Consider the following 24,928-nt stretch of genomic DNA (forward strand, 5'->3'; position numbering starts at 1 on the left):
TTATTCGGCGGCGACGCGGAAGCTGCGTGTTTCCGACGGAAAACGGCAAATGACCGTTGTTCCACGACCGGAACCCGTATCAATATCGACCGACCCGCCATGCAGCTCGACAAAGCTCTTGACGATGGCAAGTCCGAGTCCGGCACCACGGCGGCGACCACCATTCGGATAGGACTGGAAGCGCTTGAAAACCGTGTCGAGCACTTCTCCGGGCATGCCGGGACCGTCATCATGGACGGCAAAGACCACTTCCGTCCCCTCTCGCGCCACTTGCAGCTGGATGCTGGAGCCTTCCGGCGCATAGTTGGTAGCGTTGGACAACAGGTTGAAAAGTACCTGACGGACGCGGTTCGCATCGGCCTTGAATACGTCAACGTCGTCGGCAATGTCGATGTCGAGCCCGATATCGTGATCGCGCATGCGCTCACCGACGCGGGAAGCGGCAGCAGAAATCGCTTCCACGACGGAAACTTCGCCGACCTCCAGTTCCATGATGCCTGCATCGACGGTCGCAAGATCGAGAATATCATTGACGATGGTCAGCAATACCGATGACGACGTGCTGATATGGTCGAGATATTCGATCTGGCGCTCGTTGAGCGATCCGAAAGCCGGTGTCTGCAACAGTTCGGTGAAACCGATGATGTTGGTCAGCGGCGAACGCAATTCGTAGGACACGTGCTGGACGAAATCGTTCTTGATCTGGTCGGCCAGTTCCAGCGCCTCGTTCTTTTCCTTGAGCGCCCGTTCGACGCGCACCGTGTCGGTGACGTCGATGAAGGTCAGCATGGTCTGGCCCTTCGGCAGCGGCACCACAGCGAAGGAGAGAATAGCGCCGTCGTCCAGTTCCACCTGCCCCATGCGGCCGTCGCGCTTGTCGAGGAAGCCGGTAACCGTGGAGACAAAATCGTCCCACAGACCGTTGCCGCCACGCTCGCTGCAGATCTTGGCAATCGATGAAATATGCGTGCCTTCGACGATGAGCGGCATCGGCAATGCCCAGAGATCGGCGAAGGACGGGTTGGAAAGCCGGATGCGGCCATCGGAACCGAACACCGCCACGGCTTCAGCCAGATGGTCGAGTGTTTCGCCCTGTACCTTGATGAGCGTGTTGTAACGGCCTTCAAGTTCGAACTTTTCGGTCATATTCTCGAAGAACCAGGTCACGCCGCCTTGTGGATGCGGATTGGCAACGACGCGCATGGTTCGCGTATCCGGCAGGTGCCACATATGTTCCTGCGGCTCGACAGCGCGATAGGCGGAAAGCACCGAATCCTTCCACTTGCGCCATTCCGGCTGTTCGGGCAGCTTTCCTTCCGAACGCAGGCGATCGAGGATCAGCGTGTTGCTCGGCTGCGATTCCAACCATGCCGTATCGAGCGACCACAGCTTGGCAAAAGCCTGATTGAAAAATTGCAACTTCATTTCGGGATCGAAAATCGCCACAGCGGTCGAAAGCTGATCGAGCGTTTCGGCATGGCTCTTCATCGTGCGGTTCAGTTCTTCGCGCACCGCCTGCACTTCGGTCTGGTCGAAGCCGAGGCCGATGGAACCTGTTTCCGCGCTGACATCCGTCACGTTGAAAAGGCGGCGGTCACCGTGCACCACAGCCGTCAGCTGGTCCTGCAGGACAGGCTCGGCAAAGCGGTCGCGCTCCAGACGCTGGCGCGCCTGTGCGCCGAAAAGCTCGCGCCCTTCGGAAATCACCTGGCTTGCATCGGCCATATCGACAGCCTGCGCATAGGCGGCATTGACCCATTCGACGCGGCCGCTGGCGTCGCGGGTCCAGACCGGCTGGTCGATCCGGTCGAGAAGACGCCGGAATAATTCGATACGCTCGGAAAATTCGCGATTTTGTGCCTGCAGTGCTGCCCGTTCCGCCTGTACGCCTTGCAGGCTCAGGAAACGCGCCACCGCAAAGCCACCCGATGTGCGTCCCCGCACGTCGAGCAGGGTGCCGTTGACGGTTTCAACTGTGAGGTCGAAAGACCGCGCCTGTTCGCGCAGCAATCCAATGGCACGCTCAAGCGCCACGACCGATTGAGGGCGCAGCCAGCGGCCAAAAGCCAGAAAAGTCGAGCGATCCTGCGGGGCAGCACTGTCATCCGGCAGCAGCCCGACAACTTCGGCGCGCGTGCTGTGACCGTCCCAGACAACAATACGCTGATCCTTGAGATTGAGCAGGGCTTCATTGCGCTGGGCGACAAGATTGAGATCGGCGAATTTCGAACGCAGTTCCTTGTTTTCCGCGGCAACGCGCGACCGTTCGCGGATCAGCCAGCCGGCAGAAAGCAGAGCTGCGCCCATAACGCCGAGGAACATGGAAAACTGGATAACCTCGAAAGCGCCGATGCTGCCGCCGCCGAAGGGCAGGGCGATACGCGCCGATTCCGTGCCTTGCGCAAAGGCAGGCATGGCCGCGAAAAGCGTTGCAAGAGAAACGGAAGCCTTCATCAGGGCTTTTTTCGGAGAAAACCGTGCGAACGGCTTTGCAACATGGGCGGCAGGACGCCATTGCCTGCCAATATCGATTGCGGAAACATTCCGCAAATTCCCCGTTGCGCCGAACTCTGGCATATCGTCCTTTTCTCCGCCACCCGGCCATGAAAACCGCCACGAAGGCAGACTGGCCGTATTAAAACACTTCAATACACATCAAAGCCTGACCATACGCACGCCGCCACAGTGCACGATGGTCATCGCATTTTCAGGTATTCAGGGGATGAATCGTCCTCCCGCTTCCCGCCACAACCGGCAAAAAACGCGCAACGCAAACACCCGCTCAAACACCTTGATTCGCCTACACAATACCCTTCCGGCGAATCCACGTGAAGCATCTTGCACGCAAAAAGAAAGACCGGGCAGTTTGTCAACCGCCCGGCCTCAACATGTAGTGCAATACTTAACGTATGGTTAATACCTGTAGTGTTCCGACTTGAACGGGCCCTGTGGAGTGACGCCGATATAGGCAGCCTGTTCCTCGGAAAGCACAGTCAGCTTGGCGCCGAGCTTGTCGAGATGCAGACGCGCGACCTTCTCGTCGAGATGTTTCGGCAGCACGTAGACTTCATTCTTGTAGGCGTCGGTACGGGTAAACAGCTCGATCTGGCCCAGAACCTGATTGGTGAACGAAGCCGACATGACGAAGCTCGGATGGCCGGTTGCGTTGCCCAGATTGAGCAGGCGGCCTTCAGAAAGCAGGATGATGCGCTTGCCGTCCGGGAATTCGATCAGGTCGACCTGCGGCTTCACATTGGTCCATTTGAGGTTGCGAAGTGACGCCACCTGAATTTCATTATCGAAGTGGCCGATATTGCCGACAATCGCCATATCCTTGAACTTGCGCATATGGTCGATGGTGATCACGTCCTTGTTGCCGGTCGTGGTCACGATGATATCGGCGGTGGAAGCAGCATCATCGAGGGTTACGACTTCGAACCCGTCCATTGCAGCCTGAAGCGCGCAGATCGGATCGACTTCCGTCACTTTCACGCGGGCGCCCGCACCGGCCAGCGACTGGGCGGAGCCTTTGCCGACATCGCCGTAACCGCACACGACAGCAACCTTGCCTGCCATCATGACGTCGGTGCCGCGACGAATGCCGTCGACGAGCGATTCCTTGCAGCCGTACTTGTTGTCGAATTTCGACTTGGTGACGCTGTCATTGACGTTGATCGCCGGGAAGGGCAGGAGGCCCTTCTTCTGCAGCTGGTAGAGACGGTTGACGCCGGTGGTGGTTTCTTCCGTCACACCCTTGATGGCGTCGCGCTGACGCGTGAAGAAGCCCGGCGTTGCAGCCATGCGCTTCCTGATCTGCGCGAAAAGCACTTCCTCTTCTTCCGAACCGGGGTTCGACAGAACGTCCTCGCCCGCTTCGGCACGTGCGCCGATGAGGATATACATGGTGGCGTCGCCGCCATCGTCGAGGATCATGTTGGACGGTTCGCCGTCAGGCCACTGGAATATCTTGTCGGTATAGGTCCAGTATTCTTCAAGCGTTTCGCCCTTGATGGCGAAAACCGGCGTGCCGGTTGCGGCGATCGCGGCGGCTGCATGATCCTGCGTCGAGAAAATGTTGCAGGAGGCCCAGCGGACCTGTGCGCCCAGCGCCTGCAGCGTTTCGATCAGAACGGCGGTCTGGATCGTCATATGCAGCGATCCGGAAATGCGTGCGCCCTTCAGCGGCTGCGACTTGCCGAATTCCTCGCGGGCAGCCATCAGGCCCGGCATTTCGGTTTCGGCAATATCCAGTTCCTTGCGGCCCCAATCGGCCAGGCTAAGATCCTTGACGACAAAATCTTGGCTTGCGGTCATCGCGTGCTCCAATAAAAGACAGTTCCAGCTCGATAAAATGTAATCAGCGGCCGGAATTGCATTCCAATATGGGGCGGCTTTCCGTGCGGGAAAGCGCTCCGGCTGCCGCCTTGACTAGCAGATCGCAGCCCGAAGCACAACGCAATATAAAGAAATCTTTATACGTGCATATCAGGCAGGTTTGTCAGATACCGGATCAATGACCGTCAAAGGAAGATCGATCTGCAATATTTCAAGCATGCGGCGAAACCCGGCAACGGGATAGGCTTCGCTTTCCGTGACAAGGGCAATCGTGCGACCGGAGCCGCCTTTGGGCTGCGGGAGCGCAGCGATCACGTCGTCTGCCGGGTCAAGAAACTGCCAGTCGGGACGGGCCGTTTCGAAAAACGATCTGAGCCATGGCAGATGGGTGCTGGAAAGTGTCAGCGTGTCAATGAGCGGGTAGCTGGCAGCAATATCATCGCAGAATGCGGCCACCTTTTGCGCGGTCTCATCCGGCTGCCGAAGAAAAGCGCCGTTTTCCACCAGTTCCACCATCGCAGACGCATTAATCAAAGCAACATCGTCCGGGTTATCGGTCTGTGTCCGGACAAAACCTGCAAGCTCTTCGCTCTCGATCATCGAACGCACACCCATAACGGCAACCTTGCCGCTGCGACTTGCCGCAAGAGCGGCGCGAACCGGCGGCGCCACGCCATAGACCGGTACGGCAAACTCGCTTTTCAATGTGTCGAGGACCATGACCGAGGGCGCATTGGAAGCAAGGACAATTGTTTGAGCGCCAAGGCTTGTGAGGTATTGGATCGTGCTGCGCATGATGGAAAGCAGCTGATCGCGGCTTTTGGCGCCATAGGGGAAACTGGCCCGATCGGCAAAATAGATGATGTCGCGCTGCGGCTGGCTGCGCCTGATCAGTTCAACCAGAGCATAACTGCCGATCCCTGCATCAAAAACGGCCACCGGATCGTTGAGATCACCCACGGCGGCCACAGTCTTATTCTTCAGCATTCTTCGCCGAACTTGTCGGCGATGAGTGTCTGCAAGGCTTCCAACACGGCATCGGCCTGTTCACCGGAGGCACTGACGTCGATGCAGCAGCCGGGTGACGCGGCGAGCATCATCAGCCCCATGATCGAGGTGCCGCCAACGGTCATGCCGTCCTTGCTCACGCGGACATGCGCATTGTAACCATCGACCAGCTGCACGAACTTGGCCGAAGCGCGGGCATGAAGCCCGCGCTTGTTGACGATCTCGAAGGATCGGGAAACTGCAGTTTCGGGTTCGTATTCACCGGTAACGGGCACGCTGGAGTGCATGAATTACTTTCCTGTCAGGACCTGGCTCGCAACATTGATATATTTGCGCCCCGCATCCTGCGCCTCACGCAGGGCTGTCTTGATGTCGCCCCCGATGCGGACGCTCGACAGCTTGATCAGCATCGGCAGATTGACACCTGCGATGACTTCGACCTTGCCTTCCTTCATGACGGAAATGGCGAGATTGGACGGTGTACCACCGAACATATCGGTCAGGATGATGACCCCGCTGCCATTATCGGCGCGTTCCACCGCATCAACGATATCCCGCCGACGCTGTTCCATATCGTCTTCGGCACCGATGCAAACGGTCTCGAAATTGTCTTGCGGCCCGACTACATGCTCGACAGCATGCAAAAACTCTTCGGCCAACCTTCCGTGCGTGACAAGCACGAGTCCGATCATACTATAAAAGCTCCCGTCGCGTGCCCGCCGCATCACCCCGCCAGAGTGTCAGATGGCACTGAAACCACGCCGGAAAAGCACCGGCGAGTTGTGCATCTTGGCAGCGCAAATCCTGATAGCAAGTGAAAAATTCCCACGCTGCCATGAAAAAAGCAAAATGCCGCAGCGCCGTGAAAAATTAGCAGATTCGTAACAAAGCTGGATTCAGCCTTGGTCCGACGGCCATTTTTCGTAGAACAAAGTAGCCTCGATAGCCCGCGAAAGCGCGTTGGAATCGCCATTCGACGACAAAGCCGGCAAAAGAAGTTGGGGCAGTGAAATGCTCTCGAATTCCCACATTTCACCACTCGGATAGCGTTCGGCTTCGTCACGATCCACAAGCCGAACAACGAGATAGAGCGGTGCGGCCTCCACAAAAGCGACTTTGAAAAGCCCCGCGCCCCGAATCTCCACCCCCCCGGCAAGAGCGGCCGGAACACTGGCGATCAGCCTGCCGTTTTCCGCATGAAGCAATGTACGGTCGTCAGCGACCAGCGATGCGGCCTCTCCACGAAGAAGTGCTCTTTCCACAAGTGTCAGTGCAAGCTCGGTCTTGCCGGCGCCGGACCGCCCCATGATCATGACACCGCGACCGCGAACCTGAAGCGTGGTGGCGTGAAGCCCGCTTTTTTCCTCTTCAGGTGTCATGCGCTTGCAGGCAGGTCGACGATGAACCGGGCGCCCTTGAACTGATCGGGGTTTGCCGGATCGACAATATTTTCCGCCGTCAGCGTGCCGCCATGGGCCTCGATGATCTGGCGGCTGATCGAAAGACCGAGACCGGAATTCTGGCCGAAAGCCTCCGATGCCGGACGATCCGTGTAGAAACGTTCGAAGATGCGTTCGATATTCTCAATCGGAATGCCCGGACCGTTATCCTCGACAAGCACGCGCAAGCGGCTGCCTTCACCGCTCAGCGACACCACGATACGCCCGGTATCGTCGGGCACGAAAGAACGGGCATTTTCAATCAGGTTGCTCACCACCTGACCGAGACGCAGATCGTGACCGGCAACATTGAAACCCTTCTTTCCGGCGGGCAGCTTGCCGGTATTGAAGACGATTTCCGTTCCGACCTTGTTGCGGCGCACTTCGCGCGCTGCCGTCACGAGGTTGGTCAGAAGCGTCTTCATGTCGACGCGGTCGATATGTTCGCGCGCAAGTTCAGCATCAAGACGCGAAGCGTCAGAAATGTCGGTAATCAGGCGGTCGAGGCGGCGAACGTCGTGCTGGATGATATCGAGAAGCCGTTTGCGCGATTCCTCAGTCTTGGCGAGCGGCAGCGTTTCGACGGCGCTGCGCAGCGAGGTGAGGGGGTTCTTCAGCTCATGGCTGACATCGGCGGCGAAGCTTTCGATAGCTTCGATACGGGTATAGAGCGAATCGGTCATCTCGCGGATAGACGTGGAAAGATGGCCGACCTCATCCTGACGTTCGGAGAAATCGGGAATCTCCACACGGCTTTTCACACCATGACGAACCCGGTCTGCAGCAGCGGAAAGCTTGCGCAACGGGCTTGCAATCGTCGATGCGAGGAAAAGCGACAGGATGACCATGACCAGCGACACGACGCCGAACACGCGGAAAACCGCCATGCGTTCGGCCTGCACAATCTTGTCAATATCGTCGCCTTCGGTGGAGAGCAGGAGTACGCCCAATATTGCGCGCGAACGCTGGATCGGGACGGCAACCGAGACGACCAGTTCGCCCTTTTCATTGCGCCGCTGCGCCGTTTGCGGCGAACCGGCCAGCGCCTTTACGATTTCGGGAAAAGCAAGGCCATTGCCGCCCGGCTGTTCCTGATAGACCGGCAGACCTCCACCATAGAACAGGTGCGAAATCCACGTTCCGGCCCTTTCCCAGATAGTTGGTGTCTCTTCCTCGATGGGCGGCAGGTCATAGCGCAGCACAGGCCCCGCCGAAGGAAAGCTCGGCGAATAGAGTGCGCGCGAATCGAGCAGCATATTGGCATAGCGATCATAGATGCGCGCGCGCGTGCTCGTCGGTGAAATCAACCGGCGCAACAGGGGAGAAACCTTTTCCGGATTGATCGGAAACTCCCAGTTGTCGGGTGAATCCGGTGAGGGCGTCAGGCTTTGTCCGGCTTGAAGCTCCAGAAGCTTTTCCGGGTCGATCATCAGCGAATTGGTATCGACGGTCGCCGATGCCGAAATTGCGCCCGCGATGATCTTGCCCTGGGTTAGCAGGCTTTCGATCTTCGCGTCGATCAGCCCCTCACGGAACTGATTCATGTAAAGAATGCCGGAAACCAGAACCGCCAGCGCCGCCAGATTGAGAAACAGGATACGGCGGGTCAGACTCGAGAACAGATATTGGCCGAGAAACTTGCGCAGGGGCGCAAAAAAGCGACGCCAGAACACCGAGCGCTGCCGCCGGGCCCTGCGTTCGCGCAAATCCGATTTCTGGCCGATGAGGCCGTCGTTCCGGGTTTCTGCGACCATGTCGCTCTGTCTGCTCTCATTAAGCTATCGCCAGACCTCGCGGACTGGCGATATGCAATTATCTATCAAGCCTCGCGGAAGCGATAGCCAACGCCGTAGAGCGTTTCGATCATTTCGAAATCGTCGTCAACCGCCTTGAACTTCTTGCGCAGGCGCTTGATATGGCTGTCGATGGTACGATCATCCACATAGACCTGCTCATCATAGGCTGCATCCATGAGAGCGTCACGGCTTTTCACAACGCCCGGACGCTGCGCCAGCGAATGAAGGATCAGGAATTCGGTGACCGTCAGCGTGACCGGTTCGCCCTTCCAGGTGCAGGTGTGGCGCTCCTGATCCATGACCAACTGGCCGCGTTCGAGCGATTTTGCCTGCTGCCCGGACGGCTTGGCCGTGCCGTCGCGCGCGGCAACCCGGCGAAGCACCGCCTTGACGCGTTCAACCAGAAGACGCTGCGAGAATGGTTTGGTGATGAAATCGTCCGCACCCATCTTGAGGCCGAAAAGCTCGTCGATCTCGTCGTCCTTGGACGTAAGGAAGATGACGGGGAGGTCGGATTTCTGGCGCAGACGGCGCAGAAGCTCCATACCGTCCATGCGCGGCATCTTGATATCGAAGATCGCAAGATTGGGCGGACGCGCCATCAGACCATCAAGCGCGGACGCGCCATCGGTGTAGGTTTCGACCCGATAGCCTTCCGATTCCAACGCGATGGACACGGAGGTCAGGATGTTGCGGTCGTCGTCGACCAGCGCAATTGTCTGCGTTGCCGAGGCTTCCTTCATGCGAACCTTTCTCCTTCAACTAAACCAACCGGAAGGTCCGGCTGGTGACGTCTTTCAGCCGCCAGGAAACTGGCGGGTTATAGATCGAGCGCCTGATTACACATCGATACTATTATAATGTGCCTGCTTGTGCAGTACAAATTAGGTACAAAATGTGGCGGTACCAGAAGAAGCCATGAAACATCACAGACCGAATCGCGCTTTGGTTAATAGCGAGGGCATGGCAGCGCGACCGCCAATCCCCGAAACTCATAGCCCATAACGCACAGATTAAACGATTTAAAAAAATTTCAAAAATTTTAAATCGATTAAATATTTGAATTGCCACGATTAATCTGTTTCTGACTGCCATCCTCTGTTTCGCGATCAATCTGGTAGGCGCGAAAAGAGACCGATCAATTGTCAAACCATATGGCGGAGACATCATGAGAGAGACCGGCATTCACAACACGGCCGCTTCCATTGCCACTTCAGGACTGAAGGAACTCTCCGCAGTCTTTTACAATCTCGGAGCCGCCCGGCTCTATGAAGAAACTGTCCGTCGGGGCGAAGCCGAACTGTCGGCGCAGGGTGCGCTTGTCGCACGCACCGGCCAGCACACGGGCCGTTCGCCGAAAGACAAATTCGTCGTGCGCGATGCCGACACGGAAGATCACGTCTGGTGGGACAACAACAAGCCGATGAGCCGCGAGGCCTTCGAGCTGCTCTATGCCGATTTCATCGACCACGCGAAGGGCAAGGAGCTTTTCGTGCAGGATCTGATCGGCGGCGCCGATGCCGACAACAAGATCAATGCCCGCGTCATCACCGAATATGCCTGGCATTCGCTGTTCATCCGCAATCTTCTGATCCGCCCGGAACAGGAAGCACTCGCTGCTTACGTACCGGAAATGACAATTATCGACCTGCCATCCTTCAAGGCAGATCCGGAACGCTACGGCGTGCGCACAGAAACGGTGATTGCCGTTGATCTCACCCGCAAGATCGTGCTGATCGGCGGCACCTCCTATGCCGGTGAAATGAAGAAGTCGGTCTTCACGGCGCTCAACTACATTCTGCCTGCCAAGGGCGTGATGCCGATGCACTGCTCGGCCAATGAAGGCCCGAACGGCGACACCGCCGTCTTCTTCGGCCTGTCCGGCACCGGCAAGACCACGCTTTCCGCCGACCCGACGCGCACGCTAATCGGCGATGACGAGCACGGCTGGGGCGAACACGGCATCTTCAACTTCGAAGGCGGCTGCTACGCCAAGACCATCCGCCTGTCCGCCGAAGCGGAACCGGAAATCTACGCAACCACGCAGCGTTTCGGTACGGTTCTGGAGAATGTCGTTCTCGACGAACACCGCCAGCCGGATTTCAACGACGGCTCGCTGACGGAAAACACCCGTTGCGCCTATCCGCTCGATTTCATCCCCAATGCATCGAAGACGGGCAAGGGCGGCCAGCCGAAGAACATCATCATGCTCACCGCCGATGCTTTCGGCGTGATGCCTCCGATTGCCAAGCTGACGCCAGCACAGGCCATGTACCACTTCCTGTCCGGCTACACGGCCAAGGTTGCCGGTACGGAAAAGGGCGTGACCGAACCGGAAGCAACCTTCTCGACCTGCTTCGGCGCACCGTTCATGCCGCGTCATCCATCGGAATACGGCAATCTGCTGCGCAAGCTGATCGCCGAGCACAAGGTCGATTGCTGGCTGGTCAATACCGGCTGGACCGGCGGCGCTTACGGCGTTGGCAAGCGCATGCCGATCAAGGCAACCCGCGCTCTGCTCGCAGCCGCGCTCGACGGTTCGCTGAACAATGCCGAATTCCGCATCGATCCGAATTTCGGCTTTGCCGTTCCGGTCGATGTGCCGGGCGTGGACCAGTCCATTCTCGATCCACGTTCGACCTGGGCCGACAAGGGTGCCTATGACGCGCAGGCCAGGAAGCTGGTCGACATGTTCGTCACGAATTTCGAGAAGTTCGAAAGCCATGTCGATCACGAGGTAAAGGACGCGGCGCCAGCGATCCGGATCGCCGCAGAATAATCGAGCTATCCTGAGGAGGAGGAGGGAGCCCGGCCATAGTGCCGGGTTTTCTTTGGCTTTGTCGCGAGAATTTCGTCTTCTGCCAAATCAGTGTATGCCTTCCGGCATGGAAGAGAACCGAAACATTATCCGCATCACCAATCGCCTGACGATCCGTGAAGACGATCTGGAGGAAAGCTTCATCCGTGCCTCCGGGCCGGGCGGTCAGAATGTCAACAAGGTTTCCACCGCCGTGCAGCTGCGTTTTCATGCCGTGAGAGCGGGTCTGCCAGACGATATTCTGTCACGGCTCTTTAAGCTCGCCGGTCAGAAAGGCACCAAGGACGGTGACATTCTCATTGAAGCCAACCGCTTCCGCACCCAGGAGCGCAACCGCGAGGACGCGCGCGAGCGGCTGATCGCGCTCATTGCCAAGGCTGCCGAGCCACCGCCGCCGCCGCGCAAGAAGACCAAGCCGACAAAGGGCTCCATCGAACGTCGCCTCAAGGCCAAGTCCGGACGATCCGACATCAAGAAGAGCCGCGGCAAGGTTTCCTTCGGCTGAACGAAAAACCTCCATCCAGGGAAACGCAGAACCATGAAACTCCACCAAGTCGAGACCAGCCACGGTCGCATTGCCATCCGTGAAAGCACGGGCGAGGGGATGCCGCTTCTGATGATTCACGGCAATTCCAGCGCGGGCGCCATCTTCGCGCCTCAGCTCGAAGGCGAGATTGGCAGGAACTGGCGAGTGATCGCACCGGATCTGCCGGGCCATGGCCAGTCTGGCGACGCGCTCGATCCGGATCGCAGCTATTCCATGGAAGGCTATGCCGACGCGATGACGGAAGTTCTCACAAAACTCGGCATTTCGGAGGCGGTCGTTTTCGGCTGGTCGCTCGGCGGCCATATTGGCATCGAGATGATCTCGCGCTTTCCCGGCATGCGCGGCCTGATGATTACCGGCACGCCGCCGGTGGCGCGCGAGGAAGTGGGGCAGGGATTCAAGAGCGGTCCCGATATGGCGCTCGCCGGACAGGAAATCTTTTCAACCCGTGATGTCGAATCCTACGCGCGCAGTACCTGCGGCGAACCTTTTGAAGCCTCGCTGCTCGATATCGTCGCCCGTACGGACGGACGCGCGCGACGCATCATGTTCGAAAAATTTGCAGCCGGAACCGGCGGCAACCAGCGCGATATCGTTGCCGCGGCAACGCTTCCCATAGCCGTGGTCAACGGGCGCGACGAGCCGTTTGTCGAACTCGATTTCGTCTCGAAGGTCCGTTTCGGCAATCTGTGGGAAGGTAGGACCCATGTCATCGACGGAGCCGGGCATGCGCCCTTCCGCGAGACACCAGCCGTCTTCGATGCATATCTGCAGCGTTTCATACGCGACTGTGCGGCCTGATCGGCTGCCTTGCCCCCAAATGAAAAGGGCCGAAACGGGCCCTTTTCATATTTTTCTGAGTGCAACTTCCTCGATCAGATGATCGCTGCCCTTGCGCAGGATCAGATCGGCGCGCGGGCGCGTCGGCAGGATGTTATCCTTGAGATTCTTCAGGTTGATATTGTTCCACAGCCCTTCGCCAATCGAACGCGCCGCATCTTCCGAAAGCTGCGAATAGCGATGGAAGAAGGATTCCGGATTGACGAAAGCCGTTTCCCGCAACCGCATGAAGCGGTCGATATACCATTTGTGGATCAGTTGCGATTCCGCATCGATATAGATCGAGAAGTCGAAGAAATCGGAGACGAAGGGCACCATCTTGCCGTCTTCCGGCAGATCGCGCACCTGCAGCACATTGATGCCTTCGAAGATCAGGATATCCGGCTTATCGACGATCTGATATTCACCCGGCAATACGTCGTAGCTTAAGTGCGAATAGAGCGGCGCTCGCACCTGGCTCATGCCTGCCTTGATCGCTGACAGAAAGCGCAAGACCGCACCGACATCGTAGCTTTCGGGAAAGCCCTTGCGCTCCATCATGTTCTGCTCGCGCAGGACAGCATTGGGGTAGAGAAAACCGTCGGTCGTCACCAGATCGACCTTCGGGCTCGACGGCCAGCGTGCCAGAAGCTCTTTCAGGATACGCGCAGTCGTGGATTTCCCGACCGCAACCGAACCGGCAATGCCGATGATGAAAGGCGTCTTGAACGACTCTTCCATATTGAGGAACTGCTTGCGCTGCTCAAACAGAAGCTGGCTTGCCTCCACATGCGCCGACAGCAATCGCGACAGCGACAGATAGATGCGCCGTACCTCGTCAAGATCGATAGGATCGCCCAGCGAGCGCAGCCGCTTGACCTCATCATACGTCAAAGTGAGCGGCGTGTCGGCGCGAAAGCCCGCCCATTCCTCAGCCGAAAAGAAACGGTAAGGCGAGTAACGCGACGGCGTTAGCTGGTCCACTTTTTCCCACATATTGTCGCTGCTCTCCCTCAACGCCAATTCTGCACTAACAGCTTCCGATCCTATTTGCATTTAGGCTTTCGGACGACCGGCTTTTTCTTCAAGGCCGGTCTGCGCCGTGCGGCGTTGCAACTCTGCAAGAACCTCATTGAGTGGCACGTCCGCAACCTTGAGAACCACCAGCAGATGATAAAGCAAATCAGCGCTTTCGGTGACCACTTCCGAACGGTTGCCTTCCACTGCGGCAATAACCGTTTCCACAGCTTCTTCACCAAGCTTTTTGGCGGCCCGTGCCTGGCCCTTTGCCACCAGACTTGCCGTATAGGACGAACCGTCCGTCACGCTGGCACGCTCCGCGACGATGCGTTCAAGGTCGGAAAGTGTGAACTCAGTCATCGGATTTCCTTCAGATTTCTGTGCATGTCGTTATCGGATCGTAGCGGGATCAGAAAACAGTCCAGTGGACTGATTTCCCCGCGAAGACGATTCCCACTTTTCCGCGACATGCTGTATTCTCAACGGACCGGATCGAGCCGCATCGGGATGCCAGCCTCGGCCATATAGCGCTTGGCCTCGCCAATCGTATAGGTGCCGAAGTGGAAAATCGAAGCAGCGAGAACCGCCGTCGCATGACCGTTGCGAATGCCTGCAACCATGTGGTCCAGATTGCCGACGCCGCCCGATGCAATCACCGGAACGCGCACGCTGTCAGCAACAGCCCGCGTCAGTGCCACATCATAACCGGACTTGGTTCCGTCGCGATCCATCGAGGTCAGCAGGATTTCACCCGCACCAAGGCTCACCACCTTCTGCGCAAATTCCACCGCATCGATGCCCGTCGTCTGGCGTCCGCCATGGGTGAAGATTTCCCACCGGTCGGCTTCGCCTTCGCCCGAAACCTTCTTGGCGTCGATGGCAACCACGATGCACTGGTCGCCGAATTTGTCGGCAGCTTCGGCGACAAATTCCGGGTTCTTCACCGCAGCCGTGTTGATCGATACCTTGTCGGCACCGGCCAGAAGCAGTTTTCGTATATCGGCAACCTGTCGCACGCCGCCGCCAACCGTCAGCGGCATGAAGCACTGTTCTGCCGTCCGGGCCACCACATCGAAAATTGTCTCGCGATTGTCCGAAGACGCAGTGATGTCGAGGAAGCACAGTTCGTCGGCACCCGCCGCATCATAGGCGCGGGCAGCTTCCACCGGATCACCAGCATCGATCAGATCGACAAAGTTTACACCTTTAACAACCCTGCCGTCTTTCACATCGAGGCAGGGAATGACACGTGCTTTCAAGGTCATGCTGTGGCCCTCAGTACAGACAAGGCTTCCGCCGGATTGATGCGGCCATCGTAAAGCGCGCGACCGGAAATCGCGCCTTCCAGCTTACGGGCATCAGGAGCGGCAAGACGCCTGATGTCGTCCATGGAAGCCAGGCCGCCGGATGCAATCACCGGGATGGAAACGCTATCTGCGAGGCTGAGCGTCGAATCCCAGTTGATGCCAGCCAGTACGCCGTCGCGGTCAATGTCGGTATAGATGATGGCGGCAACACCAGCACCTTCAAATTTTTTCGCCAGTTCCACCACGCCAAGCTCGGATGCTTCCGCCCAGCCTTCAACGGCGACATAGCCGCCCTTGGCGTCGATCCCGACGGCAACCTGACCCGGAAATGCCTTGCAGGCTTCGATAACCAGTGCGGGATCGCGCACGGCGACCGTACCAAGGATAACGCGACGCAATCCCTTGGAAAGCCAGTTCTCGATATGCTGGAGCGTGCGGATGCCGCCGCCGAGCTGCACCGGATTTTTCGTGGCTTTCAGGATCGCTTCCACAGCCTTGCCGTTGACGCTTTCGCCGGCAAAGGCTCCGTTGAGATCAACCACATGCAGCCATTCAAAGCCCTGATCCTCGAAGGCTTTGGCCTGTGCTGCCGGGTCTTCGTTGTAAACGGTGGCCTGATCCATGTCGCCAAGCTTCAGGCGCACGCATTGACCGTCTTTCAAATCGATGGCGGGAAAAAGGATCATTTCAACAGGTTATCCACGTTAATCCACAGGGATAGCCACAGCTTATCCCCACAATCTACAGGTTAGCAGTTCGATTCCGAGGTTGTAAGGGGAGAAGCCGAGATGTTCAGTTGACTCTCGGTGTGCGACTCATCTTGACTGTAAATTAGGAAAGTCGGGGGCCGAATCCCGACTTTCCTACCGCTCAACGTGCATGCCAGCGGTGCCCTCGAAGTGTGATAGGCAGATGCCATTTCCGCATATCCGCAGAATCTGGTCAAATGCCAAATTGGAATAATCTGGGCAAAAAGTGCGGACACTTTACATAGCCGGAGAACCTCCCCAATGGCAGACGGATACTTAACAAACATTGAGGCCACCAAATCGTGGGTCTTGCGTGCCTGTGGATGGAAAGTAAGAGACATTCAAAAGCGCTTCGACGTTGACCCGCGTCGTCTATATGACGTGTGGGAAGAAAAGGAGTTTAAAGGGTGTCGCTATAAAGCGATGCATCTGTTTCTTCGCCTCTTCCCAGGAAAACCAATTGATGGATTGTTCGACAAACATGTCCCTCGCTTCCAAAGAACCTTGAAAACAGACCATCAACTTCGTCTGCCATTCTAAGGCTTCCATCTTAGAAAGTTAGCGATTAGAGCCAGCCCCAAAAGCTGGCTCTTTTCAGGATGGAACTGGGTGCCCACCATATTGTCGCGACCGACCGTTGCGGTGACATCGCCGCCGTAATCGGTCACGGCCAGCACATCAGCCTTGTTCTTCGCGTCAAACATATAGGAATGGACGAAATAGGCGTGCAAGCCGTTCTCACCGGTCTCGATACCTTCGAAGATCGGGTGAGAATGTTTCACGTGAATCCTGTTCCAGCCGATCTGCGGAATTTTGAGCGAAGGATCGGATGGCGTCATTTCACGCACATCGCCCGCAATCCATCCAAGGCCCTCGGTCACTTCCTTTTCAAGGCCGCGCTCCGACATGAGCTGCATGCCGACGCAAATGCCAAGGAAGGGGTACGCCTTTTTCAGAACCACATCTTCCAGTGCTTCCACCATGCCCGGAACGGCATGAAGTCCGCGACGGCAATCGGCATAGGCGCCAACACCCGGAAGCACGATGCGGTCAGCCGTCGCCACGCGGTCGGCATCCGCCGTCAGTTCTATTTCTGCCGCGATACCGCTCTCATGCGCAGCACGCTCAAAAGCCTTGGTGGCCGAGCGCAGATTGCCGGAGCCGTAATCGATGATTGCAACACGCATTTTCAGTTTTCTCCGCGATGGCCGACAAAGCCGATTGTCGAGCCAAATGAGGAATAGGTGGGACGAGGGGGCTGCTGCGCCCATTCCGGCGCGGGCTTTTCCGCGAGAGAGGTTGTTGGCCGGGCCGCATCTTCGAGACCGTAGAAATAGCGAATTTCCGCTTCTTCCAGATCGGATGCATCGATGACCGCTTTTTCGACAAAACCCTGGCGCCTGAGCTTGGCTATCTTCCAGTTGACGCCTTCCAGCGCGACAAACAGCGACACCAGCAAGGTCAACAGCGGAACCGCATCGGCGATGCCGAAGTAAGTTCCGGCAAGTCCGAGCAGGATCGTAATGCCCAGAACAGCAAAAGCTTCAAACCACAGACGCTGGGTCAGAAGCCAGACGAAGGGCAGGACCAGCGCCAGCACATGGAATCCGTCGCGCACGAACACGGCTTGCTCAAGGTTTTGAGTATCTTCCGGTTCAAGAACGACGAATTGCGCCATGGCTTACCCTTTCAGTGAACCCTTTGTGGAGGGAATTGCATCCTTCTGGCGCGGATCGGTTTCAAGCGCCATGCGCAGAACCCGTGCCACCGCCTTGAAAATCGACTCTGCAATATGGTGGTTGTTGGCACCATAATGATTGTTGATATGGAGCGTGATGCCCGCATTCATGGCGAAAGCCTGGAAGAACTCGCGCACCAGCTCGGTATCGAATGTGCCGATCTTGGCTGTGGTGAAATTGACGTTCCAGACCAGAAAGGCGCGCCCCGATACATCGACGGCAGCGCCGGTCAGCGTATCGTCCATGGCCAGGTCCATCGAGGCATAGCGCACGATGCCCCGGCGCTCGCCAAGCGCCTTGGCAATGGCCTGACCGAGAGCGATGCCGGTATCCTCGACCGTGTGGTGATCATCGATATGCAGGTCGCCCTTGGCCATGACCCGCATATCGATGAGCGAATGTCGGGAAAGCTGCTCCAGCATGTGATCGAAGAAGCCGACACCGGTCGTGATGTCGAACTTGCCGACGCCGTCCAGATCGACGGAAACGGCAATGCTCGTTTCCTTGGTCGAGCGTTCGATGCTTGCCTTGCGGGTGCTTTCAGCAGTCATAAGCTTTCCTCATTCAATAGCTTGGAGGCGTTCTAGAACAGCTTGCCCATTTTGCCAATTCCTTTTGCCGGTTTGGCAAGCTGCAAATCGGCATTTGCAATTCGTCCGTACGTTCTTAAATATTCTCAGCGAAGCACGATTCATCCGCCGCTGGCCGGCCGAAGCTGTTTCTCTAACAGATGAAGGGGCACCTGCAATTGCCTTCCGGGATTGCATGTGCCGCCAAAGGAGCATCCATGATCGAACATCATCCCACGACAATTTACGGCACGACCATCGTTACCGTGCGCAAGGACGGCAAGGTCGTCATTGCCGGTGACGGACAGGTTTCGCTGGGCCAAACCGTCATGAAGGGCAATGCGCGAAAAGTTCGCCGCATCGGCAAGGGCAATGTGATTGCCGGATTTGCAGGAGCCACCGCCGACGCCTTCACCCTGCTGGAACGCCTCGAAGCGAAGCTCGAACAATATCCCGACCAGCTCATGCGGGCTTCGGTCGAACTTGCCAAGGACTGGCGTACCGATCGCTACCTGCGCAAGCTGGAAGCCATGATGCTGGTTGCCGACAGCAAGGTTACGCTGGCGCTAACCGGCACCGGCGACGTGCTTGAACCCGAACATGGCGTGATGGCCATCGGTTCGGGCGGCAATTATGCGCTGGCCGCCGCCCGCGCGCTGGTCGACACCGACAAGTCAGCCGAGGAAATTGCCCGCAAGGCGATGGATATCGCGGCCGATATCTGCATCTACACCAACCACAATATCATCGTGGAAAGCCTGGACGCAGAATGAGCTCGCTCGCGCAGGCCTCAAAACCGGGCGCGCAACGCTGGGGCCTGGGCGCCCTGATCGTTCTCGCCATACTCGCGGTCCAAGCCTCCTGGCTTTACCTCGACGGGCGGATTGCCATGTGCGAATGCGGAACCATAAAATTATGGTCGGGTTCGCTGATGACCGAAAACTCGCAGCATATATCCGACTGGTATACGCTGTCGCACATCATCCATGGCTTTCTGTTCTACTGGCTTTTCACGATCATCGCACCCAAAGCCCCACTCGGTCTGAGGCTTGCAGCTGCGGTCGGCATCGAAGCCGTATGGGAACTGGTCGAGAATTCGAACTTCATCATCGAACGCTATCGCGCCAATACGTCCTCGGTGGACTATTTCGGCGACAGCATCGTGAACTCGGTTGCCGACACGGTTGCCGCCATGATCGGTTTTCTGATCGCAGCCAGGCTGCCAGTGAAAATAACCGTCGCCATCGCGCTGTTCATGGAAGTTCTGGCGCTGATCGTCATTCGCGACAATCTTACGCTCAACGTGATCATGCTGCTGCATCCGTTCGAGTTCATCAAGCAGTGGCAAAGTGGGTTATAATTATGAGTAATTTCTCTCCCCGTGAAATCGTCTCCGAACTCGACCGCTTCATCATCGGCCAGAACGACGCCAAGCGCGCGGTGGCTATTGCGCTGCGCAATCGCTGGCGCCGCCAGCAGCTCGAAGGCCAGATGCGCGAAGAGGTCATGCCGAAAAACATCCTGATGATCGGACCGACCGGCGTCGGCAAGACGGAAATTTCCCGCCGTCTCGCAAAGCTGGCCGGTGCGCCTTTCGTCAAGGTGGAGGCGACCAAGTTCACCGAAGTCGGTTATGTCGGCCGTGATGTTGAGCAGATCGTCCGCGATCTCGTTGAGGTCGCCATAGGTCTCATTCGCGAAAAGCGCCGCGAGGACGTGAAGGCCAAGGCGCATCTCAATGCAGAAGAACGCGTGCTGGATGCGCTGGTCGGCAAGACGGCAAGCCCCGCCACCCGCGACAGCTTCCGCAAGAAGCTGCGCAATGGCGAAATGGACGATAAGGAAATCGAAATCGAGGTCGCCGATACCGGTTCCGGCCCAAGCTTCGAAATTCCGGGCATGCCGGGCGCCAATATCGGCGTCATGAACCTGTCCGACATGTTGGGCAAGGCGATGGGCGGGCGCACCAAGACGCGCAAGACCACGGTGAAGGATTCCTATCCGATCCTTATCAACGATGAATCCGACAAGCTGCTGGATCAGGACCAGATCGTACAGGAAGCGCTTCGCGTCACCGAAGACGAAGGCATCGTGTTCATCGATGAGATCGACAAGATCGCATCGCGGGAAGGCGGCATGGGTGCCGGTGTGTCGCGTGAAGGCGTGCAGCGCGATCTGCTGCCGCTGGTCGAAGGCACGACGGTTGCGACCAAATACGGGCCGGTCAAGACCGACCACGTGCTGTTCATCGCGTCCGGCGCGTTCCACGTATCCAAGCCGTCCGATCTTCTGCCGGAACTGCAGGGCCGTCTGCCGATCCGTGTAGAACTTAATGCGCTGACGCGCGAGGACTTCCGCCGCATCCTGACGGAGACCGAAGCAAGCCTGATCAAGCAGTATATCGCCCTGATGGCGACGGAAGAGGTGAAGCTCGAAATCACCGATGACGCCATCGACGCTCTGGCCGATATTGCTGTCGATCTGAATGCGACGGTTGAAAACATCGGTGCGCGGCGGTTGCAGACGGTGATGGAACGCGTTCTCGATGAAATTTCATACACTGCGCCCGACAAGACCGGGGCAACCTTCGTCATCGATGCCGCCTATGTAAAAGACAAGATCGGCAGCCTTGCCAAGAACGCCGATCTGTCGCGCTTCATCCTGTAAAAGCGCCCGCATTTAAGTGGCAGTAAAGCCACGGCTTCCGGTCACTTTCAGCGATTACGCAAAAACCCCTCGACTTGCATCGGGGGGTTTTCTATTTTCCGGCAAATTTACCAGATCTTCACCATATTGGGGCCGTTTCCGCACAATGACCAGATCACTGAACCGCTTTGCTGGCCTTTGCCTCGCCTTCATTGTAGCCAGCCAGAGCGCCTATGCGGCGACGGTCGTGCCACCCGGCAATCGCAATGCGGAACAGCCGCCGATTCCCGGCGCCTCCGCCAAACGCACGCGGGAACTAAGCACCACTTATGAGAAGAAGTATCAGAAGATTTACAATCTTCTGAAAAAGGACGCCTCGCTGCGCTCGAAGATCCGTTCCACGGCGGCCGTCTATGGTATCGACCCAATTCACATTGTCGGCGCGATTGTGGGCGAGCACACCTATAATGTCGACGTCTACGACCGGCTGCAGACCTATTACGTCAAGGCCATGTCCTATGTGAACCAGGGCGTGAGCTTCGGCTACAATGGCGAAAGCATCGGCCAGTTCATCAAGCGGCCGGAATTTGCCGACTGCCTGAAACACAAGGACAGCTATTCGCTGTGGTCCTGCCGCGAAAATGTCTGGAACAAGAATTTCCGCGGCAAATCGGTTGGTGGCAATGCCTATCCCAACAACCGTTTCAGTGCGGTCTTCTTCCAGCCTTTCTATGCCGGGCAGACATTCGGTCTCGGCCAGATCAATCCGCTGACGGCATTGCAGATGTCCGACATGGTGAACCGCGTTTCCGGTCTGCCCAAGCTCAATGCAGAAGACGGCAACGTGGTCTACAAGACGATCATGGATCCCGATCTGACGCTGCCCTATATCGCAGCAACGCTGAAACAGTCGATCAACTCCTACCGCCAGATCGCCGACTTCGACATCTCGAAGAATCCCGGCATCACGGCCACGCTTTACAATACGGGCGGGGCCGAAATGCGCGCACGCACGCTTGCCAATGAGAACGCACGGCGCAAAGCAGCCGGTCTGGAACCGGTGCTGCCGCAGGAAAACTATTACGGCTGGCTGGTCAACACCAAGATGGACGAGCTGCGCAGTCTATTTTAGGTAAATCTAATAATAAAGAAGCCGCTATACACTCTTTTAACAACGAGTCTTGTTTTCTGATGACCCGTAAGCTGAAACCAACTAGGTTGAACTTCGCAATCTATTGGTGCTGGGAAAAGGGCTGCAAATGAATCGTGTCGAACGCAATGTTAAATCAACTGCCTGGGATCGGCTCGTTCATTCATCATCGGAATATTTTCGTCGCAAGCGCGGTGCGCTTTTCCGTGAAGCCTTGCCTGATTTCACCTCGCTGAAAATTTGCGACGTGGGCGGCTCGCGTCATTTCTGGGAAAAGCAGGATGCCGTCAACGTGCCCGGAGACATCACGCTGGTCAATATCCGGGATGACGGTCAAGCCAGGTCGTTCGGCGGTGGTTTCGGGCACATGAAGGTTGTTCTTTATGATGGCGAACATCTGCCGTTCGAGGACAAGTCGTTTGATGTCGCCGTTTGCAATTCGGTCATCGAGCATGTGCCGCTTCATCTGCGCGCCAATCTCGTGAAAGAGGTACAACGCGTCTCGAACTATTTCTTCATCCAGACACCCGCCTTCATCTTTCCGATCGAGCCGCATTTCTTCTGCCCGGCATTGCATTGGCTTCCACGGTCCGTAGCCAGACACGCGGTGCGCATTTCTCCCTGGCGTTTCATGTCGAAGCCGACAGAGGAACACATCAAGGACTATTTCAATGAAATCCAGATTCTGACCCTGAAGGAATTCCAGGGTTACGCGCCGAACGCAAAACTCTCGACCGAATGGTTTATGGGCGTTCCCAAATCCTATACATTATACGGGCCGTCGAACCCGCAATGATCCGATTTTTTAGCCCGCCGGTCTGATTCCCCGGCGGCGTTTGCGCGCCGCCTCGATTTCGTCGCTCAGATGCCTGATCGTCTCGCGGTCGATGATGCGGATATTGCGTGCCAGGAGATTGGCGAGTTCGGTTGCCTGCGGTGACAGGCCCGACGTATCGATTACAACACGCGGATGCGAGACGGCGGCGAGGTTCTGCAATTCTTCCGCCTCGTCCCAGATGATATTGAAATAGGTGATGATGCGCTGAAGCAGGTCCCAGGTCGGCTGGCCGCGCCGACCGTGTTCCAGCGCCGACAGATAGGCGGGCGAAACGCGGAGCGCTGCCGCCATATCCTTTTGCGTCACCCCCCGTTCCTCCCGCAATTCGCGCAGGCGTATTCCAAATGGCGTCATCGCTGTCTGTTCCCCCCCGGCAATACGGTCTGTGCCATGTTTTGGGTCTGGCGGCGAAGCCGCACATAAAGCGCGCCATGCCCGCCATGATGACGGGCTGCATCCTCATAGGCACTCACCAGAAGCCGGAACAGCGGCGTGGAAAACCAGTGCGGCACCGCCTGCCGCAAAATCCCTTCGCTGCCGAATGAGCGGCCTTTGCCGGTAATGACCATGACATGACGCAGGCCGCGTGCATGTGCGCTGACCAGAAATCCATAGAGCAGGCCGTGTGCTTCTCCCTGTGTGAGACCATGCAGGTCGATCCGGGCTTCAATATCCACGCGACCCTTGGCTATCTTTCGATGGGTCGGCTTATCGAGCGATTGAATCTGCATTTCGCGGAGCGCCGACAAGCCCTTCTTCGGCTTGCTCGCCTCCACCGCAGGCGGAATCTTCGCCTTGGCAGGGCGCTTTTCCTCTTCCGCCATCAACGATTTGAAATCGGGAAGCTCATCCTGTTTCGCCTTTGGCTTTATCAGCGGCTTTGCGGTTTTCGCGACCATTTCCCACAGGATGCGGTCTTCGGGCCGCAGATAATCCTTTTCCGGCTTGTCGGTCGCGCGCGCCATCCCGCTCAAGCCCCCAGCAGGGTGCGCGGCACCAGCGCATAGAAATCGGCGTCTTCCTTCACGCCACCGGCGATTTCACCCGCCATATCGCCCGAACCGGCGAAAAGATCGCCGCGGGCAGGGCCGATGATAGCTGTTCCCGTATCCTGCGCGATCATGAGGCGTGCAAAAGGCTTTCCGTCAAACACCGTCACTGTCGGGGCGCTGACATGGATCGGTGTTCCGAATGTGTGGAGCAATTTATCGACAGCAAGCGAACGCCCGGCTGTCAGCGGAACTTTTGCGGCAGCAATCGGACCGGCATCCGGGTCATCCACCGGAGCTTCCCTAAAGAAAATATAGGATCGGTTCTGCCAGATGAGATCGTCGGCCTTGTCCGGATGCCCGGCTAGCCAGCGGCGGATCGACTGCATGGAAATTTCCGAAGCCGGAATTTCACCTTTGTCCACCAAAATACGGCCGATGCCTGTAAACGGGTGGCCGGTTTTGGCTGCATATGTGACGCGCAACAACCCGCCATCGCGCAGTTTCAGGCGAGCCGCACCTTGCACATGCGCAAAAAAGGCATCAACCCGGTCGGCGACGAAAGCGATTTCGAGCCCGTATCCGGAAAGGCTTCCCTGTTCGATCATCCGGCGGTCGTCATATTCTGCAAGGCCTTTTTCCGCCCGGCGCGCAAAGGCAAAGGCTGGATCGAGTCCCATCGGGCGGTTCTCATCCGTGACTTTCACGAGGTCGTCCGGCTGGCGCAGAAAGGGCACCTTGAACTGATCGTCAGCCTGAAGGGAGGCCTCTATCTCCGGTTCATAGAATGCCGTCACAAAACCGTTTCCGTGATCGGGAACGATCCGGCAGGGGATGAAATGCCGTTCAAAGAAAGAGCGCGCTTCGTCCACACCCGGATTGTCGATGCTGCGCGCAGCGGCAAAAATCGGCTCCAGCGCTTCGAAATGGATGCCGAGACTGCCGCTTTTGTAGGTTTGGCGCGCTGCGTAATCGGCAGAACGGCGAAATGCAGCGAATGCAGCGGACTGATCGTCCCGGTTCCAGCCCGGACAATCGGAAAAAGCCACCGGGCGCAAAATCCTCGCCAAGTCGTTCATCGCCGCATCCGTTTAGCTATATATAAACAAAAAGGCCGCTGGACTTTTTGGAACGCGCATCTTTTCCGAAAACCGTTTCA

Annotated in this window: 28 protein-coding genes; 10 read left to right on the forward strand and 18 right to left on the reverse strand. The window is 57.4% G+C overall.

Features of this window, described 5'->3' with window-relative positions:
• The 5 genes from JNC70_RS05255 to JNC70_RS05275 form a co-directional block, all read right to left on the reverse strand.
• Entirely contained in the window at positions 1 to 2,454 is a 2,454-nt protein-coding gene (locus JNC70_RS05255; RefSeq protein WP_245414734.1) for a sensor histidine kinase, read from the reverse strand.
• Between the two features lie 459 nt (positions 2,455 to 2,913).
• Positions 2,914 to 4,314: an adenosylhomocysteinase gene (gene ahcY, locus JNC70_RS05260; protein ID WP_104755143.1), complete on the reverse strand. Its 1,401-nt coding sequence runs from the start codon at positions 4,312 to 4,314 to the stop codon at positions 2,914 to 2,916.
• Between the two features lie 171 nt (positions 4,315 to 4,485).
• The gene (locus JNC70_RS05265) at positions 4,486 to 5,322 is read right to left on the reverse strand and encodes a glutamate racemase (protein ID WP_104755142.1); all 837 of its coding nucleotides are present in this window, start codon (positions 5,320 to 5,322) and stop codon (positions 4,486 to 4,488) included.
• On the reverse strand, positions 5,316 to 5,630 hold the full coding sequence (locus JNC70_RS05270; RefSeq protein WP_010657680.1) for an HPr family phosphocarrier protein: 315 nt from the start codon (positions 5,628 to 5,630) through the stop codon (positions 5,316 to 5,318). The genes JNC70_RS05265 and JNC70_RS05270 overlap by 7 nt, the downstream gene beginning before the upstream one ends.
• A 3-nt stretch (positions 5,631 to 5,633) precedes the next feature.
• Positions 5,634 to 6,035 (reverse strand): PTS sugar transporter subunit IIA, encoded by a 402-nt coding sequence (locus tag JNC70_RS05275; protein WP_006472522.1) that lies wholly within the window; start codon positions 6,033 to 6,035, stop codon positions 5,634 to 5,636.
• A 52-nt stretch (positions 6,036 to 6,087) separates the two neighbouring features.
• Here JNC70_RS05275 and JNC70_RS05280 point away from each other — a divergent pair, with 52 nt between their 5' ends.
• Positions 6,088 to 6,228, forward strand: a complete 141-nt coding sequence (locus JNC70_RS05280) for a hypothetical protein (protein WP_167394038.1) — start codon at positions 6,088 to 6,090, stop codon at positions 6,226 to 6,228.
• Positions 6,229 to 6,239: 11 nt separating this feature from the next.
• Here the strand turns inward: JNC70_RS05280 and JNC70_RS05285 are convergent, their stop codons facing one another.
• From JNC70_RS05285 to JNC70_RS05295, 3 genes are all read right to left on the reverse strand, one after another.
• The gene (locus JNC70_RS05285) at positions 6,240 to 6,722 is read right to left on the reverse strand and encodes an HPr kinase/phosphorylase (RefSeq protein WP_104755141.1); all 483 of its coding nucleotides are present in this window, start codon (positions 6,720 to 6,722) and stop codon (positions 6,240 to 6,242) included.
• Positions 6,719 to 8,536 (reverse strand): sensor histidine kinase, encoded by a 1,818-nt coding sequence (locus tag JNC70_RS05290; RefSeq protein WP_104755140.1) that lies wholly within the window; start codon positions 8,534 to 8,536, stop codon positions 6,719 to 6,721. Before JNC70_RS05290 ends, JNC70_RS05285 begins: the two co-directional genes overlap by 4 nt.
• Before the next feature lie 65 nt (positions 8,537 to 8,601).
• Positions 8,602 to 9,321 (reverse strand): response regulator transcription factor, encoded by a 720-nt coding sequence (locus tag JNC70_RS05295; protein WP_104755139.1) that lies wholly within the window; start codon positions 9,319 to 9,321, stop codon positions 8,602 to 8,604.
• A gap of 425 nt (positions 9,322 to 9,746) precedes the next feature.
• Here JNC70_RS05295 and JNC70_RS05300 point away from each other — a divergent pair, with 425 nt between their 5' ends.
• From JNC70_RS05300 to JNC70_RS05310, 3 genes are all read left to right on the forward strand, one after another.
• Positions 9,747 to 11,357, forward strand: a complete 1,611-nt coding sequence (locus tag JNC70_RS05300) for a phosphoenolpyruvate carboxykinase (protein WP_104755138.1) — start codon at positions 9,747 to 9,749, stop codon at positions 11,355 to 11,357.
• A 94-nt stretch (positions 11,358 to 11,451) separates the two neighbouring features.
• Positions 11,452 to 11,901 (forward strand): alternative ribosome rescue aminoacyl-tRNA hydrolase ArfB, encoded by a 450-nt coding sequence (arfB, locus tag JNC70_RS05305; RefSeq protein ID WP_208623439.1) that lies wholly within the window; start codon positions 11,452 to 11,454, stop codon positions 11,899 to 11,901.
• 33 nt (positions 11,902 to 11,934) lie between these two features.
• Positions 11,935 to 12,744 (forward strand): alpha/beta fold hydrolase, encoded by an 810-nt coding sequence (locus JNC70_RS05310; protein WP_104755137.1) that lies wholly within the window; start codon positions 11,935 to 11,937, stop codon positions 12,742 to 12,744.
• Positions 12,745 to 12,789: 45 nt separating this feature from the next.
• Here the strand turns inward: JNC70_RS05310 and coaA are convergent, their stop codons facing one another.
• The 4 genes from coaA to hisA form a co-directional block, all read right to left on the reverse strand.
• Positions 12,790 to 13,758, reverse strand: a complete 969-nt coding sequence (coaA, locus tag JNC70_RS05315) for a type I pantothenate kinase (protein WP_010657674.1) — start codon at positions 13,756 to 13,758, stop codon at positions 12,790 to 12,792.
• Between the two features lie 60 nt (positions 13,759 to 13,818).
• Complete coding sequence (locus JNC70_RS05320) at positions 13,819 to 14,142, reverse strand: phosphoribosyl-ATP diphosphatase (protein WP_104755136.1); 324 nt, start codon at positions 14,140 to 14,142, stop codon at positions 13,819 to 13,821.
• Between the two features lie 119 nt (positions 14,143 to 14,261).
• Positions 14,262 to 15,047: an imidazole glycerol phosphate synthase subunit HisF gene (gene hisF, locus JNC70_RS05325; protein WP_104755135.1), complete on the reverse strand. Its 786-nt coding sequence runs from the start codon at positions 15,045 to 15,047 to the stop codon at positions 14,262 to 14,264.
• Complete coding sequence (gene hisA / locus JNC70_RS05330; protein WP_104755134.1) at positions 15,044 to 15,775, reverse strand: 1-(5-phosphoribosyl)-5-[(5-phosphoribosylamino)methylideneamino]imidazole-4-carboxamide isomerase; 732 nt, start codon at positions 15,773 to 15,775, stop codon at positions 15,044 to 15,046. Before hisA ends, hisF begins: the two co-directional genes overlap by 4 nt.
• A gap of 324 nt (positions 15,776 to 16,099) precedes the next feature.
• Here hisA and JNC70_RS05335 point away from each other — a divergent pair, with 324 nt between their 5' ends.
• Entirely contained in the window at positions 16,100 to 16,378 is a 279-nt protein-coding gene (locus tag JNC70_RS05335) for a hypothetical protein (RefSeq protein WP_104755133.1), read from the forward strand.
• On the opposite strand, the gene hisH is transcribed toward JNC70_RS05335, so the two are convergent.
• From hisH to hisB, 3 genes are read right to left on the reverse strand one after another with little or no spacing between them, the layout of a single operon-like run.
• Entirely contained in the window at positions 16,375 to 17,025 is a 651-nt protein-coding gene (hisH, locus tag JNC70_RS05340) for an imidazole glycerol phosphate synthase subunit HisH (RefSeq protein ID WP_104755132.1), read from the reverse strand. The genes JNC70_RS05335 and hisH overlap by 4 nt on opposite strands.
• 2 nt (positions 17,026 to 17,027) lie before the next feature.
• Positions 17,028 to 17,516, reverse strand: a complete 489-nt coding sequence (locus JNC70_RS05345; protein ID WP_104755131.1) for a DUF2628 domain-containing protein — start codon at positions 17,514 to 17,516, stop codon at positions 17,028 to 17,030.
• Positions 17,517 to 17,519: 3 nt separating this feature from the next.
• Complete coding sequence (hisB, locus tag JNC70_RS05350; RefSeq protein ID WP_104755130.1) at positions 17,520 to 18,128, reverse strand: imidazoleglycerol-phosphate dehydratase HisB; 609 nt, start codon at positions 18,126 to 18,128, stop codon at positions 17,520 to 17,522.
• A gap of 236 nt (positions 18,129 to 18,364) precedes the next feature.
• On the opposite strand from hisB, the gene hslV reads away from it, so the two are divergent.
• The 5 genes from hslV to JNC70_RS05375 all read left to right on the forward strand — a co-directional run bounded on the left by hslV (position 18,365) and on the right by JNC70_RS05375 (position 22,738).
• Positions 18,365 to 18,919: an ATP-dependent protease subunit HslV gene (hslV, locus tag JNC70_RS05355; protein WP_104755129.1), complete on the forward strand. Its 555-nt coding sequence runs from the start codon at positions 18,365 to 18,367 to the stop codon at positions 18,917 to 18,919.
• Positions 18,916 to 19,506, forward strand: coding sequence for a DUF2585 domain-containing protein (locus JNC70_RS05360; RefSeq protein ID WP_104755128.1), 591 nt, complete (start codon positions 18,916 to 18,918; stop codon positions 19,504 to 19,506). Before hslV ends, JNC70_RS05360 begins: the two co-directional genes overlap by 4 nt.
• 2 nt (positions 19,507 to 19,508) lie before the next feature.
• Positions 19,509 to 20,813 (forward strand): ATP-dependent protease ATPase subunit HslU, encoded by a 1,305-nt coding sequence (gene hslU / locus JNC70_RS05365; protein ID WP_104755127.1) that lies wholly within the window; start codon positions 19,509 to 19,511, stop codon positions 20,811 to 20,813.
• 145 nt (positions 20,814 to 20,958) lie between these two features.
• Positions 20,959 to 21,924, forward strand: a complete 966-nt coding sequence (locus tag JNC70_RS05370) for a DUF1402 family protein (protein WP_104755126.1) — start codon at positions 20,959 to 20,961, stop codon at positions 21,922 to 21,924.
• Positions 21,925 to 22,051: 127 nt separating this feature from the next.
• On the forward strand, positions 22,052 to 22,738 hold the full coding sequence (locus JNC70_RS05375) for a class I SAM-dependent methyltransferase (RefSeq protein WP_104755125.1): 687 nt from the start codon (positions 22,052 to 22,054) through the stop codon (positions 22,736 to 22,738).
• Positions 22,739 to 22,747: 9 nt separating this feature from the next.
• On the opposite strand, the gene JNC70_RS05380 is transcribed toward JNC70_RS05375, so the two are convergent.
• The 3 genes from JNC70_RS05380 to mltA are packed head-to-tail and all read right to left on the reverse strand — an operon-like array spanning position 22,748 to position 24,848.
• Positions 22,748 to 23,134, reverse strand: coding sequence for a helix-turn-helix transcriptional regulator (locus JNC70_RS05380; RefSeq protein WP_104755124.1), 387 nt, complete (start codon positions 23,132 to 23,134; stop codon positions 22,748 to 22,750).
• A complete protein-coding gene (locus tag JNC70_RS05385; protein ID WP_104755123.1) occupies positions 23,131 to 23,745 on the reverse strand; it encodes a Smr/MutS family protein in 615 nt (204 codons plus the stop codon). The genes JNC70_RS05380 and JNC70_RS05385 overlap by 4 nt, the downstream gene beginning before the upstream one ends.
• A gap of 5 nt (positions 23,746 to 23,750) precedes the next feature.
• Positions 23,751 to 24,848, reverse strand: a complete 1,098-nt coding sequence (mltA, locus tag JNC70_RS05390) for a murein transglycosylase A (protein ID WP_104755122.1) — start codon at positions 24,846 to 24,848, stop codon at positions 23,751 to 23,753.
• Positions 24,849 to 24,928 lie beyond the last annotated feature (80 nt).

This window comes from Brucella oryzae (genome assembly GCF_041929965.1).
GTDB classification, from domain to species: domain Bacteria; phylum Pseudomonadota; class Alphaproteobacteria; order Rhizobiales; family Rhizobiaceae; genus Brucella; species Brucella oryzae.

Bases quoted from the DNA above. Each gene is read 5' to 3' on its own strand.
- JNC70_RS05255 (WP_245414734.1), bottom strand. From the start codon at position 2,454: ATGAAGGCTTCCGTTTCTCTTGCAACGCTTTTCGCGGCCATGCCTGCC.
- ahcY (WP_104755143.1), bottom strand. From the start codon at position 4,314: ATGACCGCAAGCCAAGATTTTGTCGTCAAGGATCTTAGCCTGGCCGAT.
- JNC70_RS05265 (WP_104755142.1), bottom strand. From the start codon at position 5,322: ATGCTGAAGAATAAGACTGTGGCCGCCGTGGGTGATCTCAACGATCCG.
- JNC70_RS05270 (WP_010657680.1), bottom strand. From the start codon at position 5,630: ATGCACTCCAGCGTGCCCGTTACCGGTGAATACGAACCCGAAACTGCA.
- JNC70_RS05275 (WP_006472522.1), bottom strand. From the start codon at position 6,035: ATGATCGGACTCGTGCTTGTCACGCACGGAAGGTTGGCCGAAGAGTTT.
- JNC70_RS05280 (WP_167394038.1), top strand. From the start codon at position 6,088: ATGGCACTGAAACCACGCCGGAAAAGCACCGGCGAGTTGTGCATCTTG.
- JNC70_RS05285 (WP_104755141.1), bottom strand. From the start codon at position 6,722: ATGACACCTGAAGAGGAAAAAAGCGGGCTTCACGCCACCACGCTTCAG.
- JNC70_RS05290 (WP_104755140.1), bottom strand. From the start codon at position 8,536: ATGGTCGCAGAAACCCGGAACGACGGCCTCATCGGCCAGAAATCGGAT.
- JNC70_RS05295 (WP_104755139.1), bottom strand. From the start codon at position 9,321: ATGAAGGAAGCCTCGGCAACGCAGACAATTGCGCTGGTCGACGACGAC.
- JNC70_RS05300 (WP_104755138.1), top strand. From the start codon at position 9,747: ATGAGAGAGACCGGCATTCACAACACGGCCGCTTCCATTGCCACTTCA.
- arfB (WP_208623439.1), top strand. From the start codon at position 11,452: ATGCCTTCCGGCATGGAAGAGAACCGAAACATTATCCGCATCACCAAT.
- JNC70_RS05310 (WP_104755137.1), top strand. From the start codon at position 11,935: ATGAAACTCCACCAAGTCGAGACCAGCCACGGTCGCATTGCCATCCGT.
- coaA (WP_010657674.1), bottom strand. From the start codon at position 13,758: ATGTGGGAAAAAGTGGACCAGCTAACGCCGTCGCGTTACTCGCCTTAC.
- JNC70_RS05320 (WP_104755136.1), bottom strand. From the start codon at position 14,142: ATGACTGAGTTCACACTTTCCGACCTTGAACGCATCGTCGCGGAGCGT.
- hisF (WP_104755135.1), bottom strand. From the start codon at position 15,047: ATGACCTTGAAAGCACGTGTCATTCCCTGCCTCGATGTGAAAGACGGC.
- hisA (WP_104755134.1), bottom strand. From the start codon at position 15,775: ATGATCCTTTTTCCCGCCATCGATTTGAAAGACGGTCAATGCGTGCGC.
- JNC70_RS05335 (WP_104755133.1), top strand. From the start codon at position 16,100: ATGGCAGACGGATACTTAACAAACATTGAGGCCACCAAATCGTGGGTC.
- hisH (WP_104755132.1), bottom strand. From the start codon at position 17,025: ATGCGTGTTGCAATCATCGATTACGGCTCCGGCAATCTGCGCTCGGCC.
- JNC70_RS05345 (WP_104755131.1), bottom strand. From the start codon at position 17,516: ATGGCGCAATTCGTCGTTCTTGAACCGGAAGATACTCAAAACCTTGAG.
- hisB (WP_104755130.1), bottom strand. From the start codon at position 18,128: ATGACTGCTGAAAGCACCCGCAAGGCAAGCATCGAACGCTCGACCAAG.
- hslV (WP_104755129.1), top strand. From the start codon at position 18,365: ATGATCGAACATCATCCCACGACAATTTACGGCACGACCATCGTTACC.
- JNC70_RS05360 (WP_104755128.1), top strand. From the start codon at position 18,916: ATGAGCTCGCTCGCGCAGGCCTCAAAACCGGGCGCGCAACGCTGGGGC.
- hslU (WP_104755127.1), top strand. From the start codon at position 19,509: ATGAGTAATTTCTCTCCCCGTGAAATCGTCTCCGAACTCGACCGCTTC.
- JNC70_RS05370 (WP_104755126.1), top strand. From the start codon at position 20,959: ATGACCAGATCACTGAACCGCTTTGCTGGCCTTTGCCTCGCCTTCATT.
- JNC70_RS05375 (WP_104755125.1), top strand. From the start codon at position 22,052: ATGAATCGTGTCGAACGCAATGTTAAATCAACTGCCTGGGATCGGCTC.
- JNC70_RS05380 (WP_104755124.1), bottom strand. From the start codon at position 23,134: ATGACGCCATTTGGAATACGCCTGCGCGAATTGCGGGAGGAACGGGGG.
- JNC70_RS05385 (WP_104755123.1), bottom strand. From the start codon at position 23,745: ATGGCGCGCGCGACCGACAAGCCGGAAAAGGATTATCTGCGGCCCGAA.
- mltA (WP_104755122.1), bottom strand. From the start codon at position 24,848: ATGAACGACTTGGCGAGGATTTTGCGCCCGGTGGCTTTTTCCGATTGT.